Origin of the sequence: Blastococcus sp. KM273128 (genome assembly GCF_021698975.1) — a bacterium.
Classification (GTDB): domain Bacteria; phylum Actinomycetota; class Actinomycetes; order Mycobacteriales; family Geodermatophilaceae; genus Blastococcus.
The window spans coordinates 17181-39729 of the sequence record NZ_SSXA01000030.1 but is presented as its reverse complement, the minus strand read 5'-3'; the positions used below and the strand labels follow the sequence as shown (position 1 = coordinate 39729).

Below are 22549 nucleotides of genomic sequence, written 5' to 3'. Positions count from 1 at the left end.
CGCGGCCGCCGGTCCCTGCCCGCGGCCGCGCCCGCACCACCCCGAGGAGAACCACCCGTGACCGCCACCCCCGCCGGCGACGTCGACCGCACCGGCCGGGCCGCGGTCACCGAGGCCGCCCGGCGGCGCACCTTCGCCGTCATCAGCCACCCCGACGCCGGGAAGTCCACGCTCACCGAGGCCCTCGCCCTGCACGCCCGGGTGATCGGGCAGGCCGGGGCGGTGCACGGCAAGGCCGGCCGGCGCGGCACCGTGTCGGACTGGATGGACATGGAGCGCGCCCGCGGCATCTCCATCACCTCCGCGGCGCTGCAGTTCTCCTACCGCGACGCGGTGATCAACCTGCTCGACACCCCCGGCCACGCCGACTTCTCCGAGGACACCTACCGGGTGCTCACCGCCGTCGACGCCGCGGTGATGCTCGTCGACGCCGCCAAGGGTCTCGAGACGCAGACGATGAAGCTCTTCGCCGTCTGCAAGCACCGCGGCATCCCGATCGTCACCGTGATCAACAAGTGGGACCGCCCGGGCAAGGACGCCCTGGAGCTGATGGACGAGATCGGCGAGCGCACCGGGCTGACCCCCACCCCGCTGACCTGGCCGGTGGGCATTGCCGGGGACTTCCGCGGCGTGCTGGACCGCCGCGACGGCACCTTCCGCCGCTTCACCCGCACCGCCGGCGGCGCCACCATCGCCCCCGAGGAGCTGCTCGCCGCGGCCGAGGCCACCGCCCGGGAGGGCGAGGTCTGGGCGCAGGCCGTCGAGGAGGCCGAGCTGCTCGAGGCCACCGGCGCCGAGCACGACCAGGAGTCCTTCCTCGGCGGGGTCACCACGCCGGTGCTGTTCGCCTCCGCCGTCTCCAACTTCGGCGTCGGGGCGCTGCTGGACACGCTGGTCGACCTCGCCCCCGCCCCGGCCGGGCGCCCGGACGCCGGCGGCGCAGTGCGCGACCTCGGCGAGCCGTTCAGCGCCTTCGTGTTCAAGGTGCAGTCGGGCATGGACGCCGCGCACCGCGACCGGCTGGCCTACATCCGCATCTGCTCGGGCGTCTTCGAGCGCGGCATGGTCGTCACCCACGGCCGCACCGGCCGGCCGTTCGCCACCAAGTACGCCCAGCAGGTGTTCGGCCGCGAGCGGGAGAGCGTCGACGTCGCCTACCCCGGCGACGTCGTCGGCCTGGTCAACGCCTCGGCCCTCGGGGTCGGCGACACGCTGTTCACCGAGCGGCCGGTCGCCTTCCCGCCGCTGACCACCTTCGCGCCCGAGCACTTCGCCGTCGTCCGCAGCCGGGACACCGCCAAGCACAAGCAGTTCCGCAAGGGCATCGAGCAGCTGGACTCCGAGGGCGTGGTGCAGGTGCTCCGCTCCGAGCGCCGCGGCGACGGCTCGCCGGTGCTGGCCGTCGTGGGGCCCATGCAGTTCGAGGTCGCCACCCACCGGATGGAGCACGAGTTCAACGCCCCCGTCGCGCTGGACCGGCTGCCCTACAGCCTGGCGATGCGCACCGACGAGGAGTCGCTGCCGCTGATCGCCTCGTCCGGCGGCGTCGAAGTGGTGCAGCGGCCCGGCGGCGAGCTGCTGGCGCTGTTCCCCGACAAGTGGGCGCTGCGGATCCTGCAGCAGCGGCACCCGCGGGCCACGCTCGAGCCGCTGGTGGCCGCGCAGCTGGCCTGACGCGGGTCAGGGCCGCAGTGCGGCGTACACCTCCTCGGCGTGGTCGAACACGAGGAAGTGCCCCTCCCCGGGGAGCCAGCGCGCCGAGCAGCGGGGCAGCATCGCGCTCAGCACCTGACCGAGCACGACGGGCACCTGCCAGTCCTGCGTGCCGTGCCAGACGTGCACCTGCTGGCCGATCTCCGACAGCGGGAAGCCCCACGGCCGGAACAGCAGGGCGCGGTCCTCGGCGAGCACCGCGCTGCCGTTGCGCAGCCCCTCGGTGAAGGTGTCGGCCAGCACCCGCCGGACGGCGGGGCGCCCGATCACCCGCCGGTCGGCGGCGTTGAGCCGCAGCTGCAGGTAGCGCGGGATCATCGCCGGCCGCAGCCCGATCGGGGCGAACACCGGCCGCAGCACCGCCGCCAGCCGGCCCGGGCGGTGCACCGCGGCCCGCAGCTGCCCGGGGATCCAGCGCGGCCACGGCCAGGGGACGTCCGGCGGGGGCGCGCCGCCGAGGATGCCCACGGTCGTCACCCGCTCGCCGAGCGCGTGCGCGCAGGCCAGCGCGTAGGCCGCGCCCCCGGAGAGGCTGTGCGCCGCGCACCGCTCGACGCCGAGGTGGTCCAGCAGCTGGGCGACGTCGCCGGGCCAGTCCGCGACCCGGCGGCCGGGGTGCGGGTCCGAGCGCCCGAAGCCGGGCCGGTCGGGCACGATGAAGCGCACCCCCCACCGCCGGTAGTCGGCCGGGTCCTCGACGTGCCGCTCCAGCCGGGAGCTCGGCGAGCCGTGGCAGCCCAGCACCGGCCAGCCGTCGGGGTCGCCGTGCTCGGCCCAGGCCAGCGTCCGGCCGTCGCGGAGCCGCAGGGTGTGCTCGGTGGGGCGTGCTGCCTGGTCCATCCGCCGTCCCTACCCGCGACCGGCCCGGTCACCCGGCCCGGTAGCTTGCCGGCATGGCGATCGATCCACGCGGTGCGGACCTGAAGCGCTACCTGCAGGAGGACCCCGGCGGCCCCGTCGTGATGCTCAACCTGCTCCGGTTCGCCGAGGGCGGGCGGGAGCTCTACGCGCAGTACGCCGACGCCCTCTCCACCACGTTCCTGCCGCGGTACGGCGGCGAGGTGCTCTACGCCGGCAGCGGCTCCACGCCGCTGGTGGCCGAGTCCGGGCAGGACTGGGACGCGGTGCTGCTGGTCCGCTACCCCTCGCGCGAGGCGTTCAGCCGCATGGTCGCCGACCCCGAGTACCAGCAGGTCACCGGCCTGCGCACCCGTGCGCTGACCGAGGCGGTGCTGCAGGCGACCACCGCCTGGTGACCGCTCCGCGGCCTCAGTGGCCGCGGAACGCCTCCTCCAGCCACCACGACGGCTCGTCGCGGGTCACCTTGGCGTCGACCAGCAGCGGCGCGGTCCGGGGGCCGGCCAGCCAGGCGGCGACGCCGTCGAGGTCGGCGGGCTCCCGGACGGTGACCGCGTCGTACCCGTGCCCGCGGGCGATGGCGGCGAAGTCGGTCTCGGGGAACCGGACGGTCTCCAGCGGGTGCCCGTCGGGGCCGAAGTGGTGCACCTCGGCGCCGTAGCCGGCGTCGTCGTAGACCACGACGACCATCGGCAGGCCGAGCCGGACCACCGTCTCCAGCTCCGCGGCGCCCATGAGCGCCCCGCCGTCGCCGAGCGCGGCCACCGGCAGCCGGTCGGGGCGGGCCAGCGCCGCGCCGATCGCCGTCGCCAGGCCCAGCCCGACCGACTGGAACGCCTGGGTGAAGCAGAAGCCCTGCTCGTCGGGGACGTCGAGGAACATGCTCGGGTAGCCCATGAAGTTGCCCGAGTCGACGGCGACGACGCGCTCGGCGGGCAGCAGGTCGTCCAGGGCGGTGGTGAGCGCGCGCGGGTCGATCCGGCCGCCCTCCCCGTCGGTTCGTGGCTCGTCCCGCCAGCGCCCGCGGGCGGCGATGGCCGCCCGCACCTCCGCGGTGCGGTACCCGCCCGACGCGCCGGCCAGCGCCGCGGTGACCGCCTCGGCGGTGGCGCGCACGTCGCCGACGACGCCGAACGCCACCTCGCGCTGGGCACCGATCGCCGGTGCCTCGTCGTCGACCTGCACCACGACCGCGTCCTCGGCGATCAGCCGGCCGTGGCGCATGGTCCACATGTTGAGCTGGCAGCCCCAGCCCACGATCAGGTCGGCCCCCGAGATCAGCTCGGCGGCCAGCGGCGTGGCGAACCCGCCGGAGACGTCGAGGTCCCAGTCGCTGCCGCGGAACAGCCCCCGGGCCACCGCCGAGGTGGCCAGCAGCGCGCCGCACCGCTCGGCGAGCTCCTCCAGCGCGGTGCGGGCGGCCCGCGCGCCGCGGCCGGCGACGAACACCGGCCGCCGGGCGGCCCGCACCGCCCCGGCCAGGCGCACGATCGCCGCCTCGTCGGGCTGGACGGGTGAAGCCGTGGGCACGGGCGGCGGCACGGCGTCCCCGGCCGGCAGCGCCTGCACGTCCAGCGGCAGGTTGAGCACGACGGTGCGCCGCTCCAGGCGAGCGGTGTCGACGGCGGCCGCGGCCACCGCCACCGCGTCGTCCGCGGAGGTCGCCCGGAGGGAGACCGCGCCGACCGCCGCGGCCAGCGCGGGCTGGTCGACGAAGAAGTTCGACCGCGCCGACGTCGCCTCCGCGGTCAGCACCACCAGCGGGGTGCGGCTCTTGGCCGCCTCGGTGATGCCGGTGAGCGCGTTGGTCAGCCCGCAGCCCTGGTGCAGGCTGAGCACCGCCGGCCGGCCGGTCACCCGCGCGTGGGCGTCGGCCATCGTGGCCGCCCCGCCCTCGTGGCGGGCGGCGACGTACCGGGCGCCGGCGGCGACCATCGCGTTGGTCGCGACGAAGTTGCCCGAGCCGACGACGCCGAACACCGCCTGGACCCCGCGTGCGACGAGGGTCTCCCCGACCGCCTGCGCGACGGTGCGCCCGGTGCCGCCGCTCATCCCCGCTCGACCAGCGCGAGCACCCGCGACGGCGAGCCCGAGCCGGAGACGATCGGCAGCGGGGCGGCCACGAGCAGCGCGCCGGTGGGCGGCAGCAGCGCCAGGTTCTGCAGCTGGGTGAGGCCGTACTTGCCGCTGCCCATCAGCGCCGCGTGGCAGGGGAACGGCGGGTCGAAGGAGTGCGCGGCACCCGCGTCGGTGCCCACCGTCTCCACGCCGAGCCCCAGCACCGGCGACTCCTCGGCCAGCCAGCGCGCGCACTCGACCGACAGTCCGGGGGTGTGCGGGCCGGTGTCGTCGGCGTTGAGGAACTCCTGCTGGGAGGCCGAGCGGGCGTCCCAGCCGGTGCGGAACAGCAGCCAGCCGCCCTCGGGCAGCGGGCCGTGCTCGGCCTCCCACGCGCGCACGTGCTCGACCTCGAGCAGGAAGTCGGGGTCGGCGGCGGCCTGCTCGGAGAAGTCGAGGACGACGGCCGGGGCGATCAGCCGCCCCGCGGGCACGGAGGCGACGTCGTCGCCGTCCCGCCCGGTGACCCAGTGGTTGGGCGCGTCGAAGTGCGTGCCGGTGTGCTCGCCGGTGCGGAAGTTGTTCCAGTACCAGGCCGGGCCACGGTCGTCGTAGCGGCTCAGCTCCTCCAGCTCGAAGCGCGCCGTCTGGGCGAACTGCTCGGGCAGCTGGATGACCGGCGTCTCCGCCGACAGGGGCGCGGTGAGGTCGACGACCTCGATGCGCGCGCTGACCAGCGCCTCGGCGAGGCTGGAGAGGATCGACATCGCACTTCCTTCGGGGGCCGGCGGCTGGGCCGACAGCCAACCACAGGCCCCGTGCGACGGCCCTCAGCGCTCCTTCGGGATCATGATCCAGAGCACGATGTAGGCGAGCTCCCCGACGCCGAAGAGCCCGAACAGCACGAAGCCGATCCGCACCAGGCCCGTGGAGACGCCGAAGCGCTGGGCGAGGCCGGCGCAGACGCCGGCGATCATCTTCCGTCCTCGTGGTCTGACCAGCGGTCTCGTCATCCCCGCCCGCTACCCGGGCGTCCCGGCAGGAACACCTCGGTCAGGCCCCCTCCACGAGACGCAGCACCGCCTCGGCGACGACGTCGGGCCGGTCCGCGGGCACGAAGTGGCTCGCGTCGTCGACCCAGGTGAGGCGGGCGCCGGGCAGGTCGTCGGCCAGCCGCTGCCCGTACCGGGGCTTCATCTGGTGGTCCTGCCGCCCCCACACCACCTCCGCGGGCACCGCCAGCCGGGGCAGGAAGGGCGCCACGGTCTGCGTGGACACCGAGTCCAGCGAGCGCAGGTGCCGGGCGAGGACGCGAGGGCCACCCGGGCGGGCCCACGGCCCGACGAAGCGGTCGAGGAACGGGGCGGCCCGCTCCTGGTGGGTGAACAGCGTGCGCAGCGCCGGGCGCAGCGCGTTCGCCAGCACCGCGGGCGGGAGGAGCGGCAGCGCCGGCCAGCCGGCCTTGAGGGCCCGCACCACCGGCACCGGCCAGCCGTCGTAGCAGACCCCGTTCACGACGCCGAGCCCGGCGACGCGGCCGGTGCTGGTGGTGGCCAGGATCTGCGCCACTCCCCCGCCGAGGTCGTGCCCGACGACCACGGCCCGGTCCACCTACAGCGCGTCCAGCACCCGCAGCATCAGCGCCGCCTGGACGGCGAGGTCGACCGGGTGGTCGCCGGGGGCGTCGGAGTCGCCGTAGCCGAGCATGTCGACGGCCAGCACCCGCGCCGAGCCGGCGACCGCGGGGACGACGTCGTGCCAGAGCAGGTGGTTGGTGGGGATGCCGTGCACCAGCAGCACGACCGGGCCGGTCCCACCGGCCTCCCAGACGTTCAGCCGGCGATCGCCGACGTCGACCGTGCGGGTGCTGCCGACCGGGAGCTCCATGCCGCCTGCAGTGCCCGGCGCGCGCCCGCCCGATGCGCGCCCTCCCCGCCTATCCCGGCGCCGGCGGGGTAAGGACGCCGACCATGGATGCGATCACCTTCGGGAAAGCCGGCCTCAAGGGCTGGCGCGCGCGCGTGGCCGACACCGTCGCGGGGCCGGTGTCCCAGCGCACCCCGGTCACCGACGACCAGGTGCGGGCCGCGATCGGGGCCCTGTTCCTCGCGCTGTCGGTGATGTACGTGGTCAAGGCCGTGAAGGACCTGGCGGCCAGCCGCTGAACCGCCCGCCCTCAGCCGGCCAACACGGCCCACCCGTGCCCGGGGAGCCGCACCCGGGCGCCGGGTGACCCGGGCGCGACGACGTCGGCCCGGCCGGCCAGCACGCCGCCGGCTCCGGGAGCGGGCAGCTCCGACGGGTCGCCGGAGACCGACAGCGCCACGACGAGCCGTCCGGCACCCTCGCGGGCCTCGTACACGACCTGCTCGTTGCGCAGGTGCAGCGTCGTCGTCCGGGCGGTGTGCAGCCAGCGGTGCCGGCGACGCAGGCCGATGAGCTCCTGGTGCAGGTGGTAGACGGGCAGGCCCAGCGGGGAGAGCTCCCCGGGAGCGGCCGGGAAGGCCGGGCGGACGGCGTCGTCCCCTCCGGCCCGGTCCTCCTTGACGCCGCGGAAGGCGTGCTCGTCCCCGGCGTACACCGCCGGGGTGCCACCGGTGGTGAGCAGCACCACCAGGGCGTGCGCGAGGTGCCGCTCGTCGTCCAGCCGGCTGGCGATGCGGGTGACGTCGTGGTTGCCGACGAAGGTGTAGGGCACGAACCTGCCCAGGACGTCGTCGTGCCGGTTCAGCGCCGCGTCGAGCTCGAAGAAGTTGCGGTCGTTGAGCGAGCTCCAGATGGCCTTCCACAGCTCGTACTGGGTGACCGCGTCCAGCCCCGACTCCGCGACGAAGCGTCGCTGGTCGCCATGGATGACCTCGCCCATCAGGTAGGCACCGGGGTGGCGGGCGCGCACCCGGCCCGCCACCTGCGCCCAGAACGCGGTGGGCACGGCGTAGGCGGCGTCCAGCCGCCACCCGTCGGCGCCCCGGTCGAGCCAGTGCTCCATCACCCCGCTGACGTGGTCGACGACGTCCGGGGACCGGTGGTCCAGCGCCACGAGGGCAGCGTGCCCCTCGAAGTCGTCGTAGGCGGGCTCCGTCCCGGGCCGCCACGCCTCGGCCCCGCCGGGCCAGCGCAACCGGAACCAGCCCGCCGTGGCGGCGGCGGGGCCCTCCGCCAGCACCCGCTGGAACGCCGGGTGACCGCGGCCCACGTGGTTGAAGACGCCGTCGAGCAGCAGGCGCAGGCCCCGGGCGCGTCACGCGGCGACCAGGGCGTCGAAGTCGGCGTCGTCGCCGAGCCGGGGATCGATGCGCAGGTGGTCGGTGGTGTCGTAGCCGTGCGTCTCCGACGCGAAGACCGGGCCGAGGGCGAGCCCCGAGGCGCCGAGCTCGACCGCGTGGTCCAGCCACGGCAGCAGCTGCCGCAGCCGGTGCCGGACCGGCTGCCCCGGGGCGTTGGCCGGCTCGGCGCCGACGAAACCCAGCGGGTAGACGTGCCACCACAGGGCGTCGTGCACCCAGCCCGGCTCGCGGGTGCTCGGGGACTCCATGCCGACGATGCTCGCGCACGCGCCGACCGCACCCGCCGGCCGGGTCGCACCCCGCGGAGGAGCGCGGCGACCAGGTCTTCCCACGGAGCCACCCACGTGGCTGTACAGTTCTCCGTGGTCGCTGTTGCGCCTCTGCTTTCGTTCTTGGACGTCCGCAGTCGTCTCTGCCTGACGTTCCCTCTCGGTCCTGCCGGTCGGTGCGGCGGCCCCGCACCCGGTACGTACCTGTGCGGTCACCTCCCAGCACGGAAGAAGAACGACATGGCTCAGGGCACTGTGAAGTGGTTCAACGCGGAGAAGGGCTTCGGGTTCATCGCCCAGGACGGCGGCGGCGCCGACGTCTTCTGCCACTACTCCGCCATCACCGGCTCCGGTTACAAGTCCCTCGACGAGGGGCAGCAGGTCGAGTTCGACGTCACGCAGGGCCAGAAGGGCCCGCAGGCGGAGAACGTCCGCGCGCTCTGATCGACGCGTGAGGGAAGGGGTCACGGCGCGCTGCGCCGTGGCCCCTTCTCGCGTCCCGGTCCCGGCATTCCCGCCGCACCGGCCACCCGACCGAGGGGAACGCGCCATCGCCACGCACGAGGGACGCTGCGAGGAAGCCCACCTCGGTTGCCCCTGCCGGGGGGACGAGCGGATCCACGAGCCGCGGACCCGCGCCATCGCCGAGGCGCGCGCCGGATCGGCCGAGCCCGTCGAGTGCCCCGAGTGCGGTGGCCCCGCGACGTCGCTGGCCATCGTCTCGTGGGGCAACTGCCGGGCCTGCCGCACGGCGCACTCCCGCTCCACCCACCCGCTGCGCTGGTGACCTGGCGGGCCCCGCACTCCGGCATCCAGCACGGCCCGGGGCTCAGCCGGCGGTGATCCAGCCGACGGCCGCGGCGACCACCTCCGCGGGTACGGCGTGCCCTCCGGGGAACTCCCGGTAGGTGACGTCGTAGCCGTCCTCCTCCAGGGTGGGCACGATCCGCCGGCTGGTCCGGTCGATCGGCAGCACCTCGTCGTCGACGCCGTGCGACACGAAGACCGCCGGGTCGCCCGACCGCGGGGCCGGAGGCACGAAGCCCGGGGAGAACGCGACGACCCGGCGGAAGAGCCGTCCGTTGGCCAGGCCGAGCCCGAGCGCGTACGACGCCCCGTCGGAGAGACCCGCGACCGCGGTGCGGGCCGGGTCCACCGGCACCGAGGCGAACACCTCGACCAGCGCCCGGTCGACGTGCGCGGCGTCCGGGCCGTAGCCACCCCCGACGGCGTCCCAGGTCGCGCCGGCGGAGCCTGGTGCCAGGACCACGAGCCCGTGCTCGTCGGCCGCCGGCCGCAGCAGGGCCAGCCCCGCGTCCGCGTCGCCGCCCGCGCCGTGCAGCGAGACGGCCAGCGGCAGGGGACCGGTGCCCAGGCCCGCGGGCACGTGCATGAGGGCCTCCCCGGACGGGAGCCCGAGCGGCCGGGTGCCCGGCTCGGGGACGCCCTCCGGTGGCGGCGCGGCCGGGCGAGCGGTCAGCACCGCGCCGTCCCGCTCCTCACCCGATCCGCCGGCCGGGCGCGGTGACCGGGACGCGCACCCGGCCCCCAGCAGGGCGAGGGCGCCGGCGGCAGTGCGGAGCACGGCTCGTCGTGTCGGCACACGGCCCTCCTCCCCGGCAGGTCCGGTGCGGTACCCGGCGAGCGGCCGGCGACACGGACGGCGCGAGGGCGCGTCAGAGGCCGACCGCGACGGTGGCCGCGAGCTCCCGACAGGCCTCCAGGTCCGCCGGGCCGGGCGCCCCGGTCAGGCTGAGGGGCGCCGCCACCTGCTTCCAGCGCAGCGCGCCGGTGATCCGCTCGATGCTCCGCAGGGCGCCCTCTGTGTCGTCGTTGCCGTGCACGTACACCCCGAACGGCAGGCCCGCGGTCGCCTCCAGGCAGGGGTAGTACACGGTGTCGAAGAAGTGCTTCAGCGCCCCCGACATGTAGCCGATGTTGGCCGGGGTGCCCAGGACGACGCCGTGGGCGGCGAGCAGGTCCGCCGCCCCCGCCGAGAGCGCCGGGCGCAGCACCGGCTCCACGTCGTCGACGAGGCCGACGCCCTCGCGCACCGCCTCCAGCACGGCCTGCAGGGCGGGCGAGGGGGTGTGGTGGACCACGAGCAGGCGGGGCACCCCCGCATTCTCGCCCCCCGGCCCCACCGCCGGTGCCGAGGTGTGAGAGTGGGGCCGTGCACCTGGTCCTCGAGTACGTCCTGGCCGACGACTACCTGGAGCGCCGGACCGCCCTGCGCGCCGACCACCTCGCGCTGGCGCGAGGGGCGCACGAGCGGGGCGAGCTGCTGCTGGCCGGCGCGCTGCCCGACCCGTACGACCGCGCGCTGCTGGTCTGGACGGCGCCGCGCGAGGTGGTGGAGCGGTTCGTGGCGGAGGACCCCTACGTCACCCAGGGCCTGGTGACGGCGTGGACCATCCGGCCCTGGGACGTCGTCGTCGGCTGACCCGGCCGGTCAGCTCCCCGCGTCGCCCGGGCGCAGCTGCGCGTAGATGCGGGCCAGGTCGGGGAGCTGGACGTGCGCGTTGAGCCCGCTGGGGTTCGGCACCACCCAGGTGACCGCACCGCCGACCCGCTCGGGCTGGCGCCCGGCGACCGCCCGGGGCCGCGCGAAGCCCTGCCGCCAGGCCGTGATGCCGAGGACCGCCAGCACCCGGGGCCGCACGCTCGCCACCAGCCGCTCCAGCGCCTCCGCCCCGGCCCGCAGCTCCTGGGCGGAGAGCTCCGCCGCCGTGCGCGTCGGCCGGTCCACGACGTTGGTCACCCCGAGCCCGTACCGCAGCAGCTCGCGGCCCTCCTCGGGGCGCAGCAGCCGCGGGGTGAACCCGGCGAGGTGGATCGCCGGCCAGAAGCGGTTGCCGGGGCGCGCGAAGTGGTGGCCGGTCTCCGCCGACAGCAGCGAGGGGTTGATGCCGCAGAACAGCACGTCCAGGCCGGGCTCGACGACGTCGGGCACCGGTTTGCCGGACGGCGGGGTCATCGGTAGGTGAGCAGGTGCCGCCGGTCGCCGGTGACGTGCGCGTGGTCGTTGAAGGCCAGCAGCGACAGCCCCGAGGCGCCCGCCAGCACGGAGGTGACCCCGACGTTCACCGCGGCCCGGTTCAGCGCCACCACGCCGTCGGCCGGCGCACCGAGCAACCCGGCCACGACCGCCGCGATCACCCCGCCGGAGCTGACGACGACGGCGTCCCGGCCCCGCGGGAGCCCGGCGGCCAGGTCGGCGACGGCCGCGGCCGCCCCCGCCGAGAAGGCCGGCCAGCCGTCGGCGTCGCCGGCCGCGATCCACGAGCGGAGCGCGCCGTCGAGCAGCCGCTGCACCTGGCGGGAGCCGGAGCCACCCACCGGTCCGCCGTCGTCGGCGGGGTAGCGCTTCAGCAGGTCGAGGTGGTCGTACTCGTCGAGCCGGGGGTCGGGCTCCCCGGCGGGCTCGAAACCGGCCGCCCCCGCGAGCAGCGCCGCGGTGTCGCGCTGCCGGCGCAGCGTGCCCGAGAGCACCAGCGGGTCGCGCAGCTCCCGCCGCCGCAGCTCCTCGCCCGCGCAGCGGGACTGCTCGCGGCCCAGCTCGCTCAGGACGTCGTAGTCGTCGGCACCGAAGGAGGCCTGCCCGTGCCGGACGAGGCAGATCAGCGGCATCCGGCCAGCCGCTCCGCGCGCTGGAGCAGGACGGCGGCGGCGATGCCGAAGTGCGCGAACCGCGGGTTGGTGGTGTGCCCGGAGCGGTACCGCGCCCAGATCTGCTGGACGATCACCGCCAGCCGGAACAGGCCGAAGACCTCGTAGAACGCCCAGTTGCCGGTGGTGAGCCCCGTGCGCTCGAGGTAGCGCGCCACCAGCTGCTCTCGGGTGGGCATCCCGGGCAGCGTGCTCGGCTGGGTGGAGACCAGCCCGAACTCCTCGTCGTCGTCGGCGGTGACCCAGTAGGCCAGCGAGGCGCCCAGGTCCATCAGCGGGTCGCCGACCGTGGCCATCTCCCAGTCCAGGACGCCGGTGATCCGCGGCGTGCCCGACAGGTCCAGCACCAGGTTGTCCAGCTTCCAGTCGCCGTGCAGCAGGCTCGCCCGCACGTCCTCGGGCTGGTGCCCGGCGAGCCAGCCCATCAGCTCCTCGGCGGGCGGGACGTCATCGGTGCGGGCGTCGCGGAAGCGGCGGGACCAGCCCTCCACCTGCCGGCGGACGTACCCGGGCCCCCTGCCGAGGTCGGCCAGCCCGGCGGCGTCGACGTCGATGGAGTGCAGCTCGGCGAGGGTGTCGTAGGCGGTCTCGCCCAGCACCCGGGCCTGCTCGGGGGAGAGCTCGACGCCTTCGGGCAGTTTCCGCCCGAGCACGGTGCCGACCAGCTGCTCCATGACGTAGAAGTCGCTGCCGATGACCGAGTGGTCCTGGCAGAAGCCGTGGATCTCCGCGACGACGTGGAGGTGCGGCCGCAGCCGCTGCTGCACCCGCACCTCCCGCCCCATGTCGTGCGCCGAGGCGGCCTTGTGCCCGTGCGGCGGCCGGCGCAGCACCAGCTGCGGGTCGCCGTAGTCCAGCAGGTAGGTGAGGTTGCTGGCGCCGCCGGAGAACTGCCGCACCCGGGGGGCAGCCCGCCCCTCCAGCGCCGGGACGCGCGGCGCCAGCCACGCGTGCACGGCCTCGACGTCGAAGGCGTCCTCGGGGCGGACCTCACGCAGCCGGCCGGCGTTCTCGCTCATCGGCCCCATCCCACCACGCGGCGTCCCGGCGCCCGCCGCCGACCGGGGCGGCCGCCGGTGGGCAGGTGCCGGCCGGTCGCGGACGGTGACGACGAGACGCCGCGCCGGGTTGCAGGGCTGCGCCGTCTCGATTCACCCGCTACGGTGAGCCCCGAGGTCGAAGCTCCGGCCCCACGCACGCCGTCAGGCGTGACCCGTGCCCCAGAGCCGCCTGCCGGGGCACCCGCCAGGGAGTCGCCATGTCACTGCACCTCGCAGCACCCGACACCGCGCCCGAGGTCCCGCCGGTCCCCTTCCGCCTCGACGTCGACCTGGTGAGCGCCACGGTGACCGTCGCCGGGGAACTCGACCGCGAGCACGTCCACCTGCTGCTCGACGGGCTCTCCGCGCTGGCCGACGGGGCGCACCCCTGCTGGTCGGTCGACGCCGCCGAGGTCGTGTTCTGCGACGCGGCGGGGCTGCGGGCCCTGGTGACGGCGCACCACCTCGCCCGTCGGCACGGGTGCGCCCTGGTGGTGCAGCGCCCGAGCCCCTGCCTGCACCGGCTGATCCTGCTCGTGGGGCTGCAGCAGATGCTGGACCTCCGCCCGGCCGGGCCCGCGCCGGGGCCGGCCGCCGACGGACGCCGCCCGCTCCCGCACGCCGGTCCGCTCCGGGTGGGGCACCCGGTCCGCGCCGTCCCGACGGAGGGGTAGCGACCCCGGCTACTGGACCGGCGCCCCCGGCGGGGGGAGGCGGTGCACCTGCTGCTCGTCGACGGAGGCCACACCGGCGACCGCGCTCAGCGCGCCGAGCGTGCCCGGGGGCACCGAGCCGGTGATGATGCCGAGCCCGTCGAGCACCTGGTCGACGTGCATCCCGCGGGCGCGCAGGCCCCGCACGACGCCGTCGAGCGCGCTCAGGTGCCGGTCGTCCACGGTCACGCTGACCTGGGTCATGCCCCCGACCATACGAGGAACGCGCCGCCCCGGGAACGGTTCACCGCGGCGCCAGCACCAGCCCGCTGCCCGTGTCGACGGAGGGCTGGAGCAGCCGCTCGCCCTCCTGCACCAGCGTGGCCCACAGCTCCAGCCCGCGCCGTCCGGTCGCCTCGGCCCAGAGCGCGGCGACCCCGGCGACGTGCGGTGTCGCCATGCTCGTGCCGCTGATGGTGCTGTAGCGCGTGGGCATGGGCCACGCCGAGCAGACGTCGGCCCCGGGGGCGGCGACGTCGACCTGCCCGCCGCGCCCGGGCAGGCTGCGGGCGGAGAACCAGGCCGGGGCGAGCGCCTGGTCCAGGGCACCCACCGCCAGGATCTCCGGGCTGTTGGCCGGGGCGCCGACGAAGCCCCACGAACCCGCGCGCCGGTCGGCGTTGTTGCCGGCGGCGGCAACCACGAGCGACCCCTGGGCAAGCGCCCGGCGGCCGGCCGCCGAGTACGGCGGGTGCGCCTCCGGCACGTCGGCACCCAGCGACATGGAGATCACCGGGCAGCGGTTCGTCACCGCCCAGTTCATCCCGGCGAGGATGCCGGCGTCGGTCCCGCTGCCGTCGTCGCCGAGCACCTTCCCGGCGAAGATATCCGCCTCGTGGGCGACGCCGTAGCGCGGGCCCGACGGCGGGGTGCGCGGCCCGCAGGCGGTGCCGATGCAGTGGGTGCCGTGGCCGTGCCCGTCCTGGGGCCCCTCTCCGGCCACGAAGGACTGCGCCGTGACCGCCCGCCCGGCGAAGTCCGGGTGGCCGAGGTCGAATCCGGTGTCGAGCACGGCGACCCGGATGCCGCGCCCGGACCGGGAGGAGACGTCGGCGCCGACGGCCCGCACCCCCCACGTCGCCTGGCGGCTGTCCTCGAACCGCGCCGGACCGGTAAGCTCCCCGCCCGGGGCGGCCAGGAGGCGGCCGGTGAGGTCCGCGACGCCGTCCCGGTACCCGAGGGCGTAGCTCGCGGGTACCGGGTCCAGCACGTGGTGCACCAGTTCCGGGGAGACCGAGAGCACCGGCCGGCCCCCGCCCGCCGCCGCCAGCACGCCGACCTGGGCGGGGTCCGCGGCCACGACGGCGATGCCGAGCGCCGCGAAGACGATCGCGGCGGACCCGCGCAGGACCTCCGGGGGCACGACCCCGTCGGCGAAGTCCCTCGAGTCGGCCACGTCGCGCAGCCCGGCTCGCGCCCAGTCCACCGGGCCGTCGTCGGCGAGGACCAGCACCTGCCGTCCGGTGGTGCGGGTCAGCGGGCCGACCGCCCCGTGGCGCACGACCTCCGGCTCCCCGGCCGCCTGCGGATCGATCACTGCTCCCCCTCCGCGCCGCGGCGCACCGCGGCCTCTCCCCCGCCGACCGCCGGGAGCGGCCGGTGACGACAGGGTTCCGGAGAGTGGGCACGGCCGCCAGCCGACGACCGTGGCACCGGGGTGCTCAGCCGGCGATCACCGCCGGGTCCATCCAGACGACCTCCCAGACGTTGCCGTCCGGGTCGGCGAAACTGGCGCCGTACATGGCGCCGTGGTCCTGCGCGGGGAGCCAGGGCTTCCCACCGGCCGCGATCGCCGTGGACACGAGCCGGTCGACCTCCTCACGGCTGTCCGCCGACAGACCGTTGAGCACGGTGGTCGCCTGCGCCGGGTCGCCGACCTCGCCCGCGACGAAGTCGGCGAACCGGTCACGGGTGAGCAGCATGACGACGATGTTCTCCTCGACCTGGTAGCAGACGGTCCGGTCGTCGGAGAACTGGTCGTTGCGCCGGAAGCCCAGCGCCCCGTAGAAGGCGTCGGCGCGGTCGCGGTCGGCCACCGGCAGGTTCACGAAGATCATGCGCACGGGGAGCTCCTCGGGTCGGGGTCGCCCGGCGCCTCCCGCCGGGCTCGCGGGTAGGACGACGGGGTCGGCGGGAACTCATCGGTGCGCCGACCGGGGGGTCACGCCCGGGGCACGCCGGCCTCCGCGGCCCGGGCCCGGACCTCCCGCGGCCCGCCGACCTCGTGGCCGTCGTCGCACACCAGGGCGACCCGCACCGCGGCACCGCAGTCCCGGTGCTCCAGCGCGAGCGGCGGCGGGCCGTCGGCGAGCCAGCGGTCCCCCCACGCCATGAGGGCGACCAGCGCCGGGTAGAGGTCGCGCCCCTTGTCGGTGAGCCGGTACTCGTGGCGCTGCCGCTCCCCCTCGGCGCGGTAGGGCTCGCGGGTGAGCACCCCCTCGCGGACCAGCGTGGCCAGCCGGTCGGTGAGCACCGCCTTCGGCGCACCGAGAGCCTGCTGCAGGTCGCCGAACCGCCGCACCCCCAGGAACGCCTCGCGGAGGACGAGCAGGCTCCACTTCTCCCCCACGACGGAGAGCGTGCCGGCGACGGAGCAGCGGGACCGGTCGAACGTGGCGTCGCTCACGGGTGTGAGGATAACCATGCTGGGTTCACTTGCCGAACCGCGCACGGAGGAGCAGAGTTCAGGGTGCGAACCCAGGAGGCGGACGGTCTCCGGCCGGCCCGCCCGGCCCCCTGCAGCGCTCGCACCACCACCGCTGCTCCGGAAGGACCCGCCATGACCCGCCTCCGCACCGTCCTCGCCCGCCGGCACGCCGTCCGCGCGCACCTGCGCGAGGAGCGCGCCCTCGCCCGGGCGCTGGCCACCGCGCCGACCCTCGAGTCCGCGCACGAGATCGCCGCCCTCGGCGCCCGCCGCTGACCGCTGAGCCGGCGGTCCGCCGCTGACCGGACCGGCGCCCCCGCCGTGGCGGGGGTGCCGGTTCCCCTGCTCAGGGACGCACCTCCACCGTCGTCGCGTCGAGGAAGACGTCCCCGTCCCACTCCTCGTAGGCCTCGTCCGGCAGGTCGGTGCCCAGTTCCCGCTCGAGCGCGGCCAGGTCGAAGTCCTCGGTCGGCTCCGCGCCCAGCGCGACGGCCTGCCCCGGTCGCAGGTCGGGCATCTCCCGGTCCGTGACGACGAGGACCGGCTCGGCGCCGTCGCCGGTGAGCGTGAAGGCGATGGGCGAGACGATGCGGCCCACCTCACCCACCAGGCTGACCTCGATCCCGGCGTAGGCCTCCATGTCCTCGCGGAACGCCGCGTCGTAGGCACCGGTGTACGGGTCCGCCAGGTCCTCGGGCGGCCGGACGTCGACGTCCACCGCACCGGCGGCAGGGTCGTCGTCCTCACCGCAGCCCGCGAGGGCGGCGCCGGGGAGCAGCGCGGCCAGCAGGACGACGGGGACCCCGCGGCGGAGGTGCCGCCCCGATCGCGTCACCGTGCCCACCCCGCTCCCGAGGCCGGTGCGGGGGCGACGGGGCTGGGCCGGCTCGTCGTCATGTCGGTGTCCTCTCGGCGGCTCGGAGGGTCGCGGCGGTGGTCCGCCGACCGGGTGCTGCCCAGGCTCGCCCCGGCACATCTGCACGGCGGCGGGTTCGTCACCGCATCGCAAAGGACGACGTCCTCGGGCATCGCGGTCCCGTCACTCGATCGGCCGCGCCCCGGGTGGTCGGAGGCGCCGGGCCGGGGACGGGGGGGTACCCGGCGTGTGACGACGCCGTTGCGGACGGGCCGCCCGCCGCATGCACCCGGCACCCCTGGGCATGCCGGCTACCGCAGCCGCGGCGGGCGGGTGGCCCCGGCGTCCCCGCCCGCTGCGCCACACCCGCCGACGGGAGGACGCCCACCATGACCTGGCTCAAGCGCACCGCCGCCGCCCTCGGCGTGCTCGTCGTCCTCCTGCTGGTCTACGGCGTCCTGGTGGAACCGCGCCTGATCCTCGACCGGGAGCGGCTGGAGGTGCCGCTCCCGCAACTGGCCGGCACGGCGGCCGGCACCGAGGTCGGGATGATCTCCGACCTGCAGGTGGGCATGTGGTGGGCCAACGAGGGCATGGTGTCCCGGGCCGTGGAGGAGCTGGTCGGGGCCGGGCCCGACATCGCCCTCCTCGGGGGCGACTACGTCTACAGCGGGGACCCCGGCATCCCCGAGCAGGTGGCTGCGGTCCTGGACCTCCTGCAGCCGCTGGTCGACTCGGGCATCCCGACCTACGCCGTGCTCGGCAACCACGACTACGCCGTGGGGGCCGTGGACGAGCTGGTCAGCGCCTTCGAGGAGGCCGGCATCACCGTGCTGCGCAACGAGGCGGCCGCGGTCCCCGGGACCGGGGAGGGCGCCGACGCCCTGAACGTCGTGGGCATCGGGGCGGCGTGGCCCGGCGAGGTGGACGTGGACGCCGCCCTCGCCGAGGTCCCCGACGGCGCGCCGCGTGTCGTGCTCATGCACAACCCCACGGTCTTCCCCGAACTGCCCGCCGGCACGGCGCCGCTGGCGCTCGCCGGGCACACCCACTGCGGCCAGGTGGCCCTGCCCGGTACCCCGCGGTGGTCCTACCTCGGCCTCACCGCCGAGGAGGCGATCGTCGCCGACGGCTGGGCACCGGAGACCTACGGCGCCGAGGGCAACCGCATGTTCGTCTTCTGCGGGCTGGGCTTCAGCACGGTGCCGGTGCGGATCAACGCCCCGCCGCAGCTGGTCCTCGTCGAGCTCGGCACCGAGGGGTGAGCCGCTGGCCCGCCGCCGCCCGCGGTGCTCACCCGGACGGGGTCCGGTGAGTAGTTCCCGGCAGGCTGGGCAGACTGGACGGCATGTCGCGGTCCGTGCTCATCATCGAGGACGACCCCCGGATCCGGCGCATGCTGCAGCTGACCCTGCAGCGGGAGGGGCTGGAGGTCACCGAGGCGGCCACCGGCGAGGACGGCCTGGCCGCCCTCGCCGAGAAGTCCTTCGACGTGGTCCTGCTGGACCTGATGCTGCCGGGGAAGGACGGTTTCGAGGTCTGCCGGGAGATCCGGCGCGCCTCGAACGTCCCCGTCATCATGCTCACCGCCCGGTCGGACAGCCACGACGTGGTGGCCGGTCTCGAGGCGGGGGCCGACGACTACGTCTCCAAGCCGTTCGTCGTCAAGGAGCTCTCCGCCCGCATCCGGGCGCTGGCCCGCCGCACCCGCGCCCCGGAGCCGCGCGTACACCTCACCGTCGGCGACCTGGACGTCTCGCCCGCCGAGGGCACCGTGACGCGCGACGGCGAGCTGCTCAGCCTCACGCGCACCGAGTTCCGGCTGCTCTGCGAGCTCGCCACCGACCCCGGCCGGGTGCTCAGCCGCGAGGAGCTGCTCGAGCGGGTGTGGGGCTACGACTACTTCGGCGACTCCCGGCTCGTCGACGTCCACGTCCGCCGGCTGCGGAAGAAGATCGAGCCAGACCCGTCGAACCCGACCCTGGTGACGACCGTCCGGGGCATGGGTTACCGGGTCCCTGGGTGACCGCGCCGGCCGGCGGGGCCACCTCCCCCGCCGCGGGCGTCGCCCCGGTCGGCCGCGCGCCTCACCGCCTCACCACCCTGAGAGCGCGGGCGACCGTGGCCTTCGCCGCCGTCACCCTGCTGCTGTCGACGGTGCTGGCGGTCGCCGTGTGGGTGGCGGTCTCCCAGTTCCTCCTCGTCCAGCGCGAGCGCGTCACCCTGGTGCAGACCTCGGACAACGCCGCCCAGGTGCAGCGCTCGCTGGCCACCGAGGGCCTCGACGTCGCCCAGGTCCTCGCCCAGCTGCCGCGGGAGACCGGCTCCACCTCGCTGCTCGTCGACGGCGGCGCCTGGACCACCACGTCACTGCTCGTCGGCCGCGACGACCTGCCCGAGGAGCTGCGCGAGCAAGCCGTGGCCGGCAGGTCCGTCCGGCAGCGGATCGAGGTCGACGGCGAGACGGTGATGGCCGTCGCGGTGCCGCTGGCCGAGCTGGGCTCGGCCTACATCGAGGTGTTCCCCCTGAGCGAGCTGGACCGGACCTACCGGGTGCTCGCCACGGTGCTCGCGCTCGCGGTGCTCGGCTCGGTGCCGCTGGCCGTGGTGGTCGGCTGGTGGCTCACCGGGCCCACGCTGCGCCCGCTGGACCGGATCTCCGCCGCGGCGGCCGCCGTCGCCGGCGGCGCGCTGGACACCCGCATCGACCCGCGCGGCGACCCGTCGCTCGCCCCCATCGCGGCTTCGTTCAACCAGACGGCCGAGGCCCTCGAGCAGCGGGTGCGCAGCGATGCCCGGTTCGCCGCCGACGTCAGCCACGAGCTGCGCAGCCCGCTGACCACGATGATGGGCGCGCTGGACCTGGTCGAGGCCACCGCGGACCCGGGTGACGCGGAGCAGGCCGAGGCGCTCGGGCTCCTGCGCGCGGAGGTGGAGCGGTTCGAGCGCCTGGTCGCCGACCTGCTGGAGATCTCGCGGGCCGACGCCGGCAGCGCCGACCTCACCCTGGAGCCCGTGCAGCTGTCCGCGTTCACCCGGGAGGTCGCCGCCCGGCACCGGCTGGACGGCTCGACCGCCGAACTGGTGACCGTGCACCCCGACGCCGAGGGGGCCGTCGTGTGCGTGGACAAGCGCCGCCTGGAACGGGTGCTCGGCAACCTCCTCGACAACGCCGACCGGCACGGCGGCGGCGTCACCGGCATCGCGGTCGAGCGGTCCGGCGACCACGCGCTGGTGACCGTCGACGACGCCGGTCCGGGCGTGGCCGCGGCCGAGCGCGACCGGGTCTTCGAGCGGTTCGCCCGGGGTTCGGGCAGCATCCGCACCCGCACGGAGGGGTCGGGCCTCGGGCTCGCCCTCGTCGCCCGGCACGTCCGGCTGATGGGCGGCACGGTGCACGTCGAGGACGGCCCGGACGGTGGCGCCCGGTTCGTCGTCTCGCTCCCCGAGGAGACCGGGCCGTGAGGGCGCTGGCCGTCGCGCTCTGCCTGCTCGCGGTGCTCACCGGGTGCGGCGTGGACCCGCAGCCGCAGCCGCAGCCCGAGCGCATCGCCGTCCCCACCGCGACGCCCGGCACCTCGACGCCGCGCGCCGACGACGCCGGCCCGGGGGTCGTCGTCTACCTGGTGCGCGGGGCGCAGCTGGAAGCGGTCGCCCGCGCGACGCGGGCCGCCACCCCGGAGAGCGTCGTCACCCTGCTCGCGACCGGACCCACGCGGGCAGAGGTCGTCGGCGGCCTGCGCACCGCGGTGGCGCCGCAGTCCATCGTCGCGGACGAGGGGCTGCCCGGCGGCATCACGGCGGTGAGCGTCACCCGGGAGTTCGCCGGCATCACCGGGGGCAACCAGCTGCTCGCCGTGGCCCAGGTCGTCTGGACCCTGACCGAGCTGCCCGGCACGACGCGGGTGCGCTTCCTGATCGACGGGACGCCGCTGGAGGTGCCCACCGACGACGGGCTCTCCGACGGGCCCGTCGGCCGTGACCAGTTCCTGTCGGTGGCGCCGCCCGGTGCCACCCCGACCGCGGGCACCGGCCCGGCGAGCGAGGACTAGCCCATGCACGACGTCCACCCGGTCCGCCGCCTGTGGCGGTGGATGCGCAGCGCGCTGTGGCCGATCCCGCTGCTGACGGTCACGCTCGCCGTCGCGCTCGGCATCGCGATGCCGTTCGTGGACGGCTACGTCGGCACCGACGACCCGACCAACCCGCTGAGCTTCGTGTTCGGGGGTGGCCCGGCCGCGGCGCGCGACCTGCTGTCGGCGATCGCGGGCTCGCTGATCTCGGTGACCGGCGTGATCTTCTCGCTCACCGTCGTCGCGCTGCAGCTGGGCAGCAGCCAGTACTCCCCGCGCCTGCTGCAGACCTTCGCCACCGACCGGGTGGTCCAGCTCAGCCTGGCGCAGCTGACCGGCACGTTCGTCTACGCGCTGACCGTCCTGCGCACGGTACGGACGGCGGAGGCCGCGGCCGGCGACAACTCGTTCGTGCCGAGGCTGTCGATCACCCTGGCGTTCGTCTTCGCGCTGGGGAGCGTGACGGCGCTGGTGGTCTTCCTCGGGCACCTGGCCCGCTCCCTGCGCGTGGAGACCATGCTCCGCGACGTCCACGCCGAGGCGACCCTGGCCGTCCGGGACGAGGAGGAGCCGGAGGACACCCCGCGCCGACCCGAGGGCACGGGCACCCCGGTCGAGGCGACGCGCAGCGGATTCGTGGTCCGCGTCGACCCCCAGCGCCTGGTGCGAGCGGCCCGGGACGCGGGTGTGGTCCTCGCGCTCTCCCCCCGCACCGGCGACGCCGTCGTCGCCGGCACGCCCCTGGCCGAGGCCTGGCGGCGCGAGGGAGGTGCCGACGGCGACCCCGGGGCGCTCCGCGACGCGGTGAACGAGGGGGTCAAGCTGTCCTACGAGCGCAGCCCCGAGCAGGACCCGGCCTACAGCCTGCGCAAGATCGTCGACATCGCCGGCCGGGCGCTGTCGCCGGGGATCAACGACCCGACGACCGCCGTGCACGCGCTGTCCCACGTCTCGGCGCTGCTCGGCGACCTCCTCCCCCGCCGCAGCAGCCTCCGCGCCTGGCGGGACGAGGACGGCGTGGTGCGGCTGCTCGTGCCGCGGTGGACCGCCGAGGAGCTGCTCGCCCTGGGCCTGGAGGAGCCGCTGCAGTACGCCTCGGGGCAGCCCGCGGTGCTGCGCCGGATCGCCGGGCTGCTGCACGAGCTGGCGTGGCGGGTCCGCGGGGAGGGGCTCGACGCCGCGCTGCGCGCCCTGCTCGACCGCACCGTGGAGCAGGCGCTGGAGAGCACCGCCGTCGACAACCGGGAGACGAGCGCCTGGCGGGCCGCGGTCGAGGACGCCCTGGCCGGCCGCTGGTCGCCCGCCCGGCGGCTCAGCCCCCGGTCGCCGGCGCCGGCCGGGGAGGCCGGCTGACCACCGGGGCCGA

26 protein-coding genes and 2 pseudogenes are annotated in these 22549 nt (G+C 75.9%); 12 read left to right on the top strand and 16 right to left on the bottom strand.

What is annotated here, in order from left to right; all coding sequences use genetic code 11:
- Positions 1 to 57: 57 nt before the first annotated feature.
- Entirely contained in the window at positions 58 to 1674 is a 1617-nt protein-coding gene (locus E9529_RS10975; RefSeq protein ID WP_236831187.1) for a peptide chain release factor 3, read from the top strand.
- 6 nt (positions 1675 to 1680) lie between these two features.
- Here E9529_RS10975 and E9529_RS10970 read toward each other — a convergent pair whose 3' ends face one another.
- Positions 1681 to 2553: an alpha/beta fold hydrolase gene (locus E9529_RS10970; protein ID WP_236831186.1), complete on the bottom strand. Its 873-nt coding sequence runs from the start codon at positions 2551 to 2553 to the stop codon at positions 1681 to 1683.
- A gap of 53 nt (positions 2554 to 2606) precedes the next feature.
- Here E9529_RS10970 and E9529_RS10965 point away from each other — a divergent pair, with 53 nt between their 5' ends.
- Positions 2607 to 2969, top strand: a complete 363-nt coding sequence (locus E9529_RS10965; RefSeq protein ID WP_236826107.1) for a DUF1330 domain-containing protein — start codon at positions 2607 to 2609, stop codon at positions 2967 to 2969.
- Positions 2970 to 2982: 13 nt separating this feature from the next.
- Here E9529_RS10965 and E9529_RS10960 read toward each other — a convergent pair whose 3' ends face one another.
- From E9529_RS10960 to E9529_RS10945, 4 genes and pseudogenes are all read right to left on the bottom strand, one after another.
- Positions 2983 to 4623, bottom strand: a complete 1641-nt coding sequence (locus E9529_RS10960; RefSeq protein ID WP_236831185.1) for a thiamine pyrophosphate-binding protein — start codon at positions 4621 to 4623, stop codon at positions 2983 to 2985.
- Positions 4620 to 5396 (bottom strand): cyclase family protein, encoded by a 777-nt coding sequence (locus tag E9529_RS10955; RefSeq protein WP_236831184.1) that lies wholly within the window; start codon positions 5394 to 5396, stop codon positions 4620 to 4622. The genes E9529_RS10960 and E9529_RS10955 overlap by 4 nt, the downstream gene beginning before the upstream one ends.
- Before the next feature lie 63 nt (positions 5397 to 5459).
- A complete protein-coding gene (locus E9529_RS10950; RefSeq protein ID WP_236831183.1) occupies positions 5460 to 5642 on the bottom strand; it encodes a PspC domain-containing protein in 183 nt (60 codons plus the stop codon).
- 40 nt (positions 5643 to 5682) lie between these two features.
- A pseudogene (locus tag E9529_RS10945) lies at positions 5683 to 6516 on the bottom strand (alpha/beta fold hydrolase).
- Positions 6517 to 6599: 83 nt separating this feature from the next.
- Here E9529_RS10945 and E9529_RS10940 point away from each other — a divergent pair.
- Positions 6600 to 6794: a hypothetical protein gene (locus E9529_RS10940; RefSeq protein ID WP_236831182.1), complete on the top strand. Its 195-nt coding sequence runs from the start codon at positions 6600 to 6602 to the stop codon at positions 6792 to 6794.
- Positions 6795 to 6805: 11 nt separating this feature from the next.
- On the opposite strand, the pseudogene E9529_RS10935 reads toward E9529_RS10940, so the two are convergent.
- A pseudogene (locus E9529_RS10935) lies at positions 6806 to 8164 on the bottom strand (alpha-amylase family protein).
- Positions 8165 to 8425: 261 nt separating this feature from the next.
- Here E9529_RS10935 and E9529_RS10930 point away from each other — a divergent pair.
- A complete protein-coding gene (locus tag E9529_RS10930; RefSeq protein WP_236826100.1) occupies positions 8426 to 8629 on the top strand; it encodes a cold-shock protein in 204 nt (67 codons plus the stop codon).
- Positions 8630 to 9014: 385 nt separating this feature from the next.
- On the opposite strand, the gene E9529_RS10925 is transcribed toward E9529_RS10930, so the two are convergent.
- Both E9529_RS10925 and E9529_RS10920 read right to left on the bottom strand, forming a co-directional pair.
- Positions 9015 to 9788 (bottom strand): alpha/beta hydrolase, encoded by a 774-nt coding sequence (locus tag E9529_RS10925; RefSeq protein WP_236831181.1) that lies wholly within the window; start codon positions 9786 to 9788, stop codon positions 9015 to 9017.
- A 73-nt stretch (positions 9789 to 9861) separates the two neighbouring features.
- A complete protein-coding gene (locus E9529_RS10920) occupies positions 9862 to 10302 on the bottom strand; it encodes an NAD(P)H-dependent oxidoreductase (protein WP_236831180.1) in 441 nt (146 codons plus the stop codon).
- 56 nt (positions 10303 to 10358) lie between these two features.
- On the opposite strand from E9529_RS10920, the gene E9529_RS10915 reads away from it, so the two are divergent.
- Positions 10359 to 10628: a YciI-like protein gene (locus E9529_RS10915; RefSeq protein ID WP_236831179.1), complete on the top strand. Its 270-nt coding sequence runs from the start codon at positions 10359 to 10361 to the stop codon at positions 10626 to 10628.
- Between the two features lie 9 nt (positions 10629 to 10637).
- Here E9529_RS10915 and mug read toward each other — a convergent pair whose 3' ends face one another.
- The 3 genes from mug to E9529_RS10900 are packed head-to-tail and all read right to left on the bottom strand — an operon-like array spanning position 10638 to position 12873.
- Positions 10638 to 11162 (bottom strand): G/U mismatch-specific DNA glycosylase, encoded by a 525-nt coding sequence (mug, locus tag E9529_RS10910; protein WP_236831178.1) that lies wholly within the window; start codon positions 11160 to 11162, stop codon positions 10638 to 10640.
- On the bottom strand, positions 11159 to 11815 hold the full coding sequence (locus tag E9529_RS10905) for a histidine phosphatase family protein (protein ID WP_236831177.1): 657 nt from the start codon (positions 11813 to 11815) through the stop codon (positions 11159 to 11161). Before E9529_RS10905 ends, mug begins: the two co-directional genes overlap by 4 nt.
- The gene (locus E9529_RS10900; RefSeq protein ID WP_236831176.1) at positions 11806 to 12873 is read right to left on the bottom strand and encodes a phosphotransferase family protein; all 1068 of its coding nucleotides are present in this window, start codon (positions 12871 to 12873) and stop codon (positions 11806 to 11808) included. Before E9529_RS10900 ends, E9529_RS10905 begins: the two co-directional genes overlap by 10 nt.
- 239 nt (positions 12874 to 13112) lie before the next feature.
- Between E9529_RS10900 and E9529_RS10895 the strand changes: the two genes are divergently transcribed.
- On the top strand, positions 13113 to 13568 hold the full coding sequence (locus E9529_RS10895; protein ID WP_236831175.1) for an STAS domain-containing protein: 456 nt from the start codon (positions 13113 to 13115) through the stop codon (positions 13566 to 13568).
- A gap of 9 nt (positions 13569 to 13577) precedes the next feature.
- Here the strand turns inward: E9529_RS10895 and E9529_RS10890 are convergent, their stop codons facing one another.
- The 4 genes from E9529_RS10890 to E9529_RS10875 form a co-directional block, all read right to left on the bottom strand.
- Positions 13578 to 13811: a hypothetical protein gene (locus tag E9529_RS10890; protein ID WP_236831174.1), complete on the bottom strand. Its 234-nt coding sequence runs from the start codon at positions 13809 to 13811 to the stop codon at positions 13578 to 13580.
- 40 nt (positions 13812 to 13851) lie between these two features.
- Positions 13852 to 15144 carry a S8 family serine peptidase gene (locus E9529_RS10885; RefSeq protein ID WP_236831173.1) on the bottom strand — a complete coding sequence of 431 codons (1293 nt, stop codon included), beginning with the start codon at positions 15142 to 15144 and terminating at the stop codon, positions 13852 to 13854.
- Between the two features lie 124 nt (positions 15145 to 15268).
- Positions 15269 to 15664, bottom strand: coding sequence for a VOC family protein (locus E9529_RS10880; RefSeq protein WP_236831188.1), 396 nt, complete (start codon positions 15662 to 15664; stop codon positions 15269 to 15271).
- A 104-nt stretch (positions 15665 to 15768) separates the two neighbouring features.
- Positions 15769 to 16233, bottom strand: a complete 465-nt coding sequence (locus E9529_RS10875) for a helix-turn-helix domain-containing protein (protein WP_236831172.1) — start codon at positions 16231 to 16233, stop codon at positions 15769 to 15771.
- A 153-nt stretch (positions 16234 to 16386) separates the two neighbouring features.
- On the opposite strand from E9529_RS10875, the gene E9529_RS10870 reads away from it, so the two are divergent.
- Positions 16387 to 16530 (top strand): hypothetical protein, encoded by a 144-nt coding sequence (locus E9529_RS10870; protein ID WP_236826088.1) that lies wholly within the window; start codon positions 16387 to 16389, stop codon positions 16528 to 16530.
- Positions 16531 to 16600: 70 nt separating this feature from the next.
- On the opposite strand, the gene E9529_RS10865 is transcribed toward E9529_RS10870, so the two are convergent.
- Entirely contained in the window at positions 16601 to 17089 is a 489-nt protein-coding gene (locus E9529_RS10865) for a hypothetical protein (RefSeq protein WP_236831171.1), read from the bottom strand.
- Positions 17090 to 17499: 410 nt separating this feature from the next.
- Here E9529_RS10865 and E9529_RS10860 point away from each other — a divergent pair, with 410 nt between their 5' ends.
- The 5 genes from E9529_RS10860 to E9529_RS10840 all read left to right on the top strand — a co-directional run bounded on the left by E9529_RS10860 (position 17500) and on the right by E9529_RS10840 (position 22536).
- Positions 17500 to 18375, top strand: coding sequence for a metallophosphoesterase (locus tag E9529_RS10860; protein WP_236831170.1), 876 nt, complete (start codon positions 17500 to 17502; stop codon positions 18373 to 18375).
- Between the two features lie 83 nt (positions 18376 to 18458).
- On the top strand, positions 18459 to 19136 hold the full coding sequence (locus E9529_RS10855) for a response regulator transcription factor (protein ID WP_236831169.1): 678 nt from the start codon (positions 18459 to 18461) through the stop codon (positions 19134 to 19136).
- Positions 19133 to 20575, top strand: coding sequence for a HAMP domain-containing sensor histidine kinase (locus E9529_RS10850; protein WP_236831168.1), 1443 nt, complete (start codon positions 19133 to 19135; stop codon positions 20573 to 20575). The genes E9529_RS10855 and E9529_RS10850 overlap by 4 nt, the downstream gene beginning before the upstream one ends.
- Positions 20572 to 21162, top strand: a complete 591-nt coding sequence (locus E9529_RS10845) for a GerMN domain-containing protein (RefSeq protein WP_236831167.1) — start codon at positions 20572 to 20574, stop codon at positions 21160 to 21162. Before E9529_RS10850 ends, E9529_RS10845 begins: the two co-directional genes overlap by 4 nt.
- 3 nt (positions 21163 to 21165) lie before the next feature.
- The gene (locus E9529_RS10840; protein WP_236831166.1) at positions 21166 to 22536 is read left to right on the top strand and encodes a DUF2254 domain-containing protein; all 1371 of its coding nucleotides are present in this window, start codon (positions 21166 to 21168) and stop codon (positions 22534 to 22536) included.
- The last annotated feature ends 13 nt before the right edge of the window (positions 22537 to 22549 follow it).

Coding starts and splice junctions, on each gene's coding strand:
- E9529_RS10970 (WP_236831186.1), bottom strand. CDS start 2,553: ATGGACCAGGCAGCACGCCCCACCGAGCACACCCTGCGGCTCCGCGAC.
- E9529_RS10965 (WP_236826107.1), top strand. CDS start 2,607: ATGGCGATCGATCCACGCGGTGCGGACCTGAAGCGCTACCTGCAGGAG.
- E9529_RS10960 (WP_236831185.1), bottom strand. CDS start 4,623: ATGAGCGGCGGCACCGGGCGCACCGTCGCGCAGGCGGTCGGGGAGACC.
- E9529_RS10955 (WP_236831184.1), bottom strand. CDS start 5,396: ATGTCGATCCTCTCCAGCCTCGCCGAGGCGCTGGTCAGCGCGCGCATC.
- E9529_RS10950 (WP_236831183.1), bottom strand. CDS start 5,642: ATGACGAGACCGCTGGTCAGACCACGAGGACGGAAGATGATCGCCGGC.
- E9529_RS10940 (WP_236831182.1), top strand. CDS start 6,600: ATGGATGCGATCACCTTCGGGAAAGCCGGCCTCAAGGGCTGGCGCGCG.
- E9529_RS10930 (WP_236826100.1), top strand. CDS start 8,426: ATGGCTCAGGGCACTGTGAAGTGGTTCAACGCGGAGAAGGGCTTCGGG.
- mug (WP_236831178.1), bottom strand. CDS start 11,162: ATGACCCCGCCGTCCGGCAAACCGGTGCCCGACGTCGTCGAGCCCGGC.
- E9529_RS10905 (WP_236831177.1), bottom strand. CDS start 11,815: ATGCCGCTGATCTGCCTCGTCCGGCACGGGCAGGCCTCCTTCGGTGCC.
- E9529_RS10900 (WP_236831176.1), bottom strand. CDS start 12,873: ATGAGCGAGAACGCCGGCCGGCTGCGTGAGGTCCGCCCCGAGGACGCC.
- E9529_RS10895 (WP_236831175.1), top strand. CDS start 13,113: ATGTCACTGCACCTCGCAGCACCCGACACCGCGCCCGAGGTCCCGCCG.
- E9529_RS10890 (WP_236831174.1), bottom strand. CDS start 13,811: ATGACCCAGGTCAGCGTGACCGTGGACGACCGGCACCTGAGCGCGCTC.
- E9529_RS10880 (WP_236831188.1), bottom strand. CDS start 15,664: ATGATCTTCGTGAACCTGCCGGTGGCCGACCGCGACCGCGCCGACGCC.
- E9529_RS10870 (WP_236826088.1), top strand. CDS start 16,387: ATGACCCGCCTCCGCACCGTCCTCGCCCGCCGGCACGCCGTCCGCGCG.
- E9529_RS10860 (WP_236831170.1), top strand. CDS start 17,500: ATGACCTGGCTCAAGCGCACCGCCGCCGCCCTCGGCGTGCTCGTCGTC.
- E9529_RS10855 (WP_236831169.1), top strand. CDS start 18,459: ATGTCGCGGTCCGTGCTCATCATCGAGGACGACCCCCGGATCCGGCGC.
- E9529_RS10840 (WP_236831166.1), top strand. CDS start 21,166: ATGCACGACGTCCACCCGGTCCGCCGCCTGTGGCGGTGGATGCGCAGC.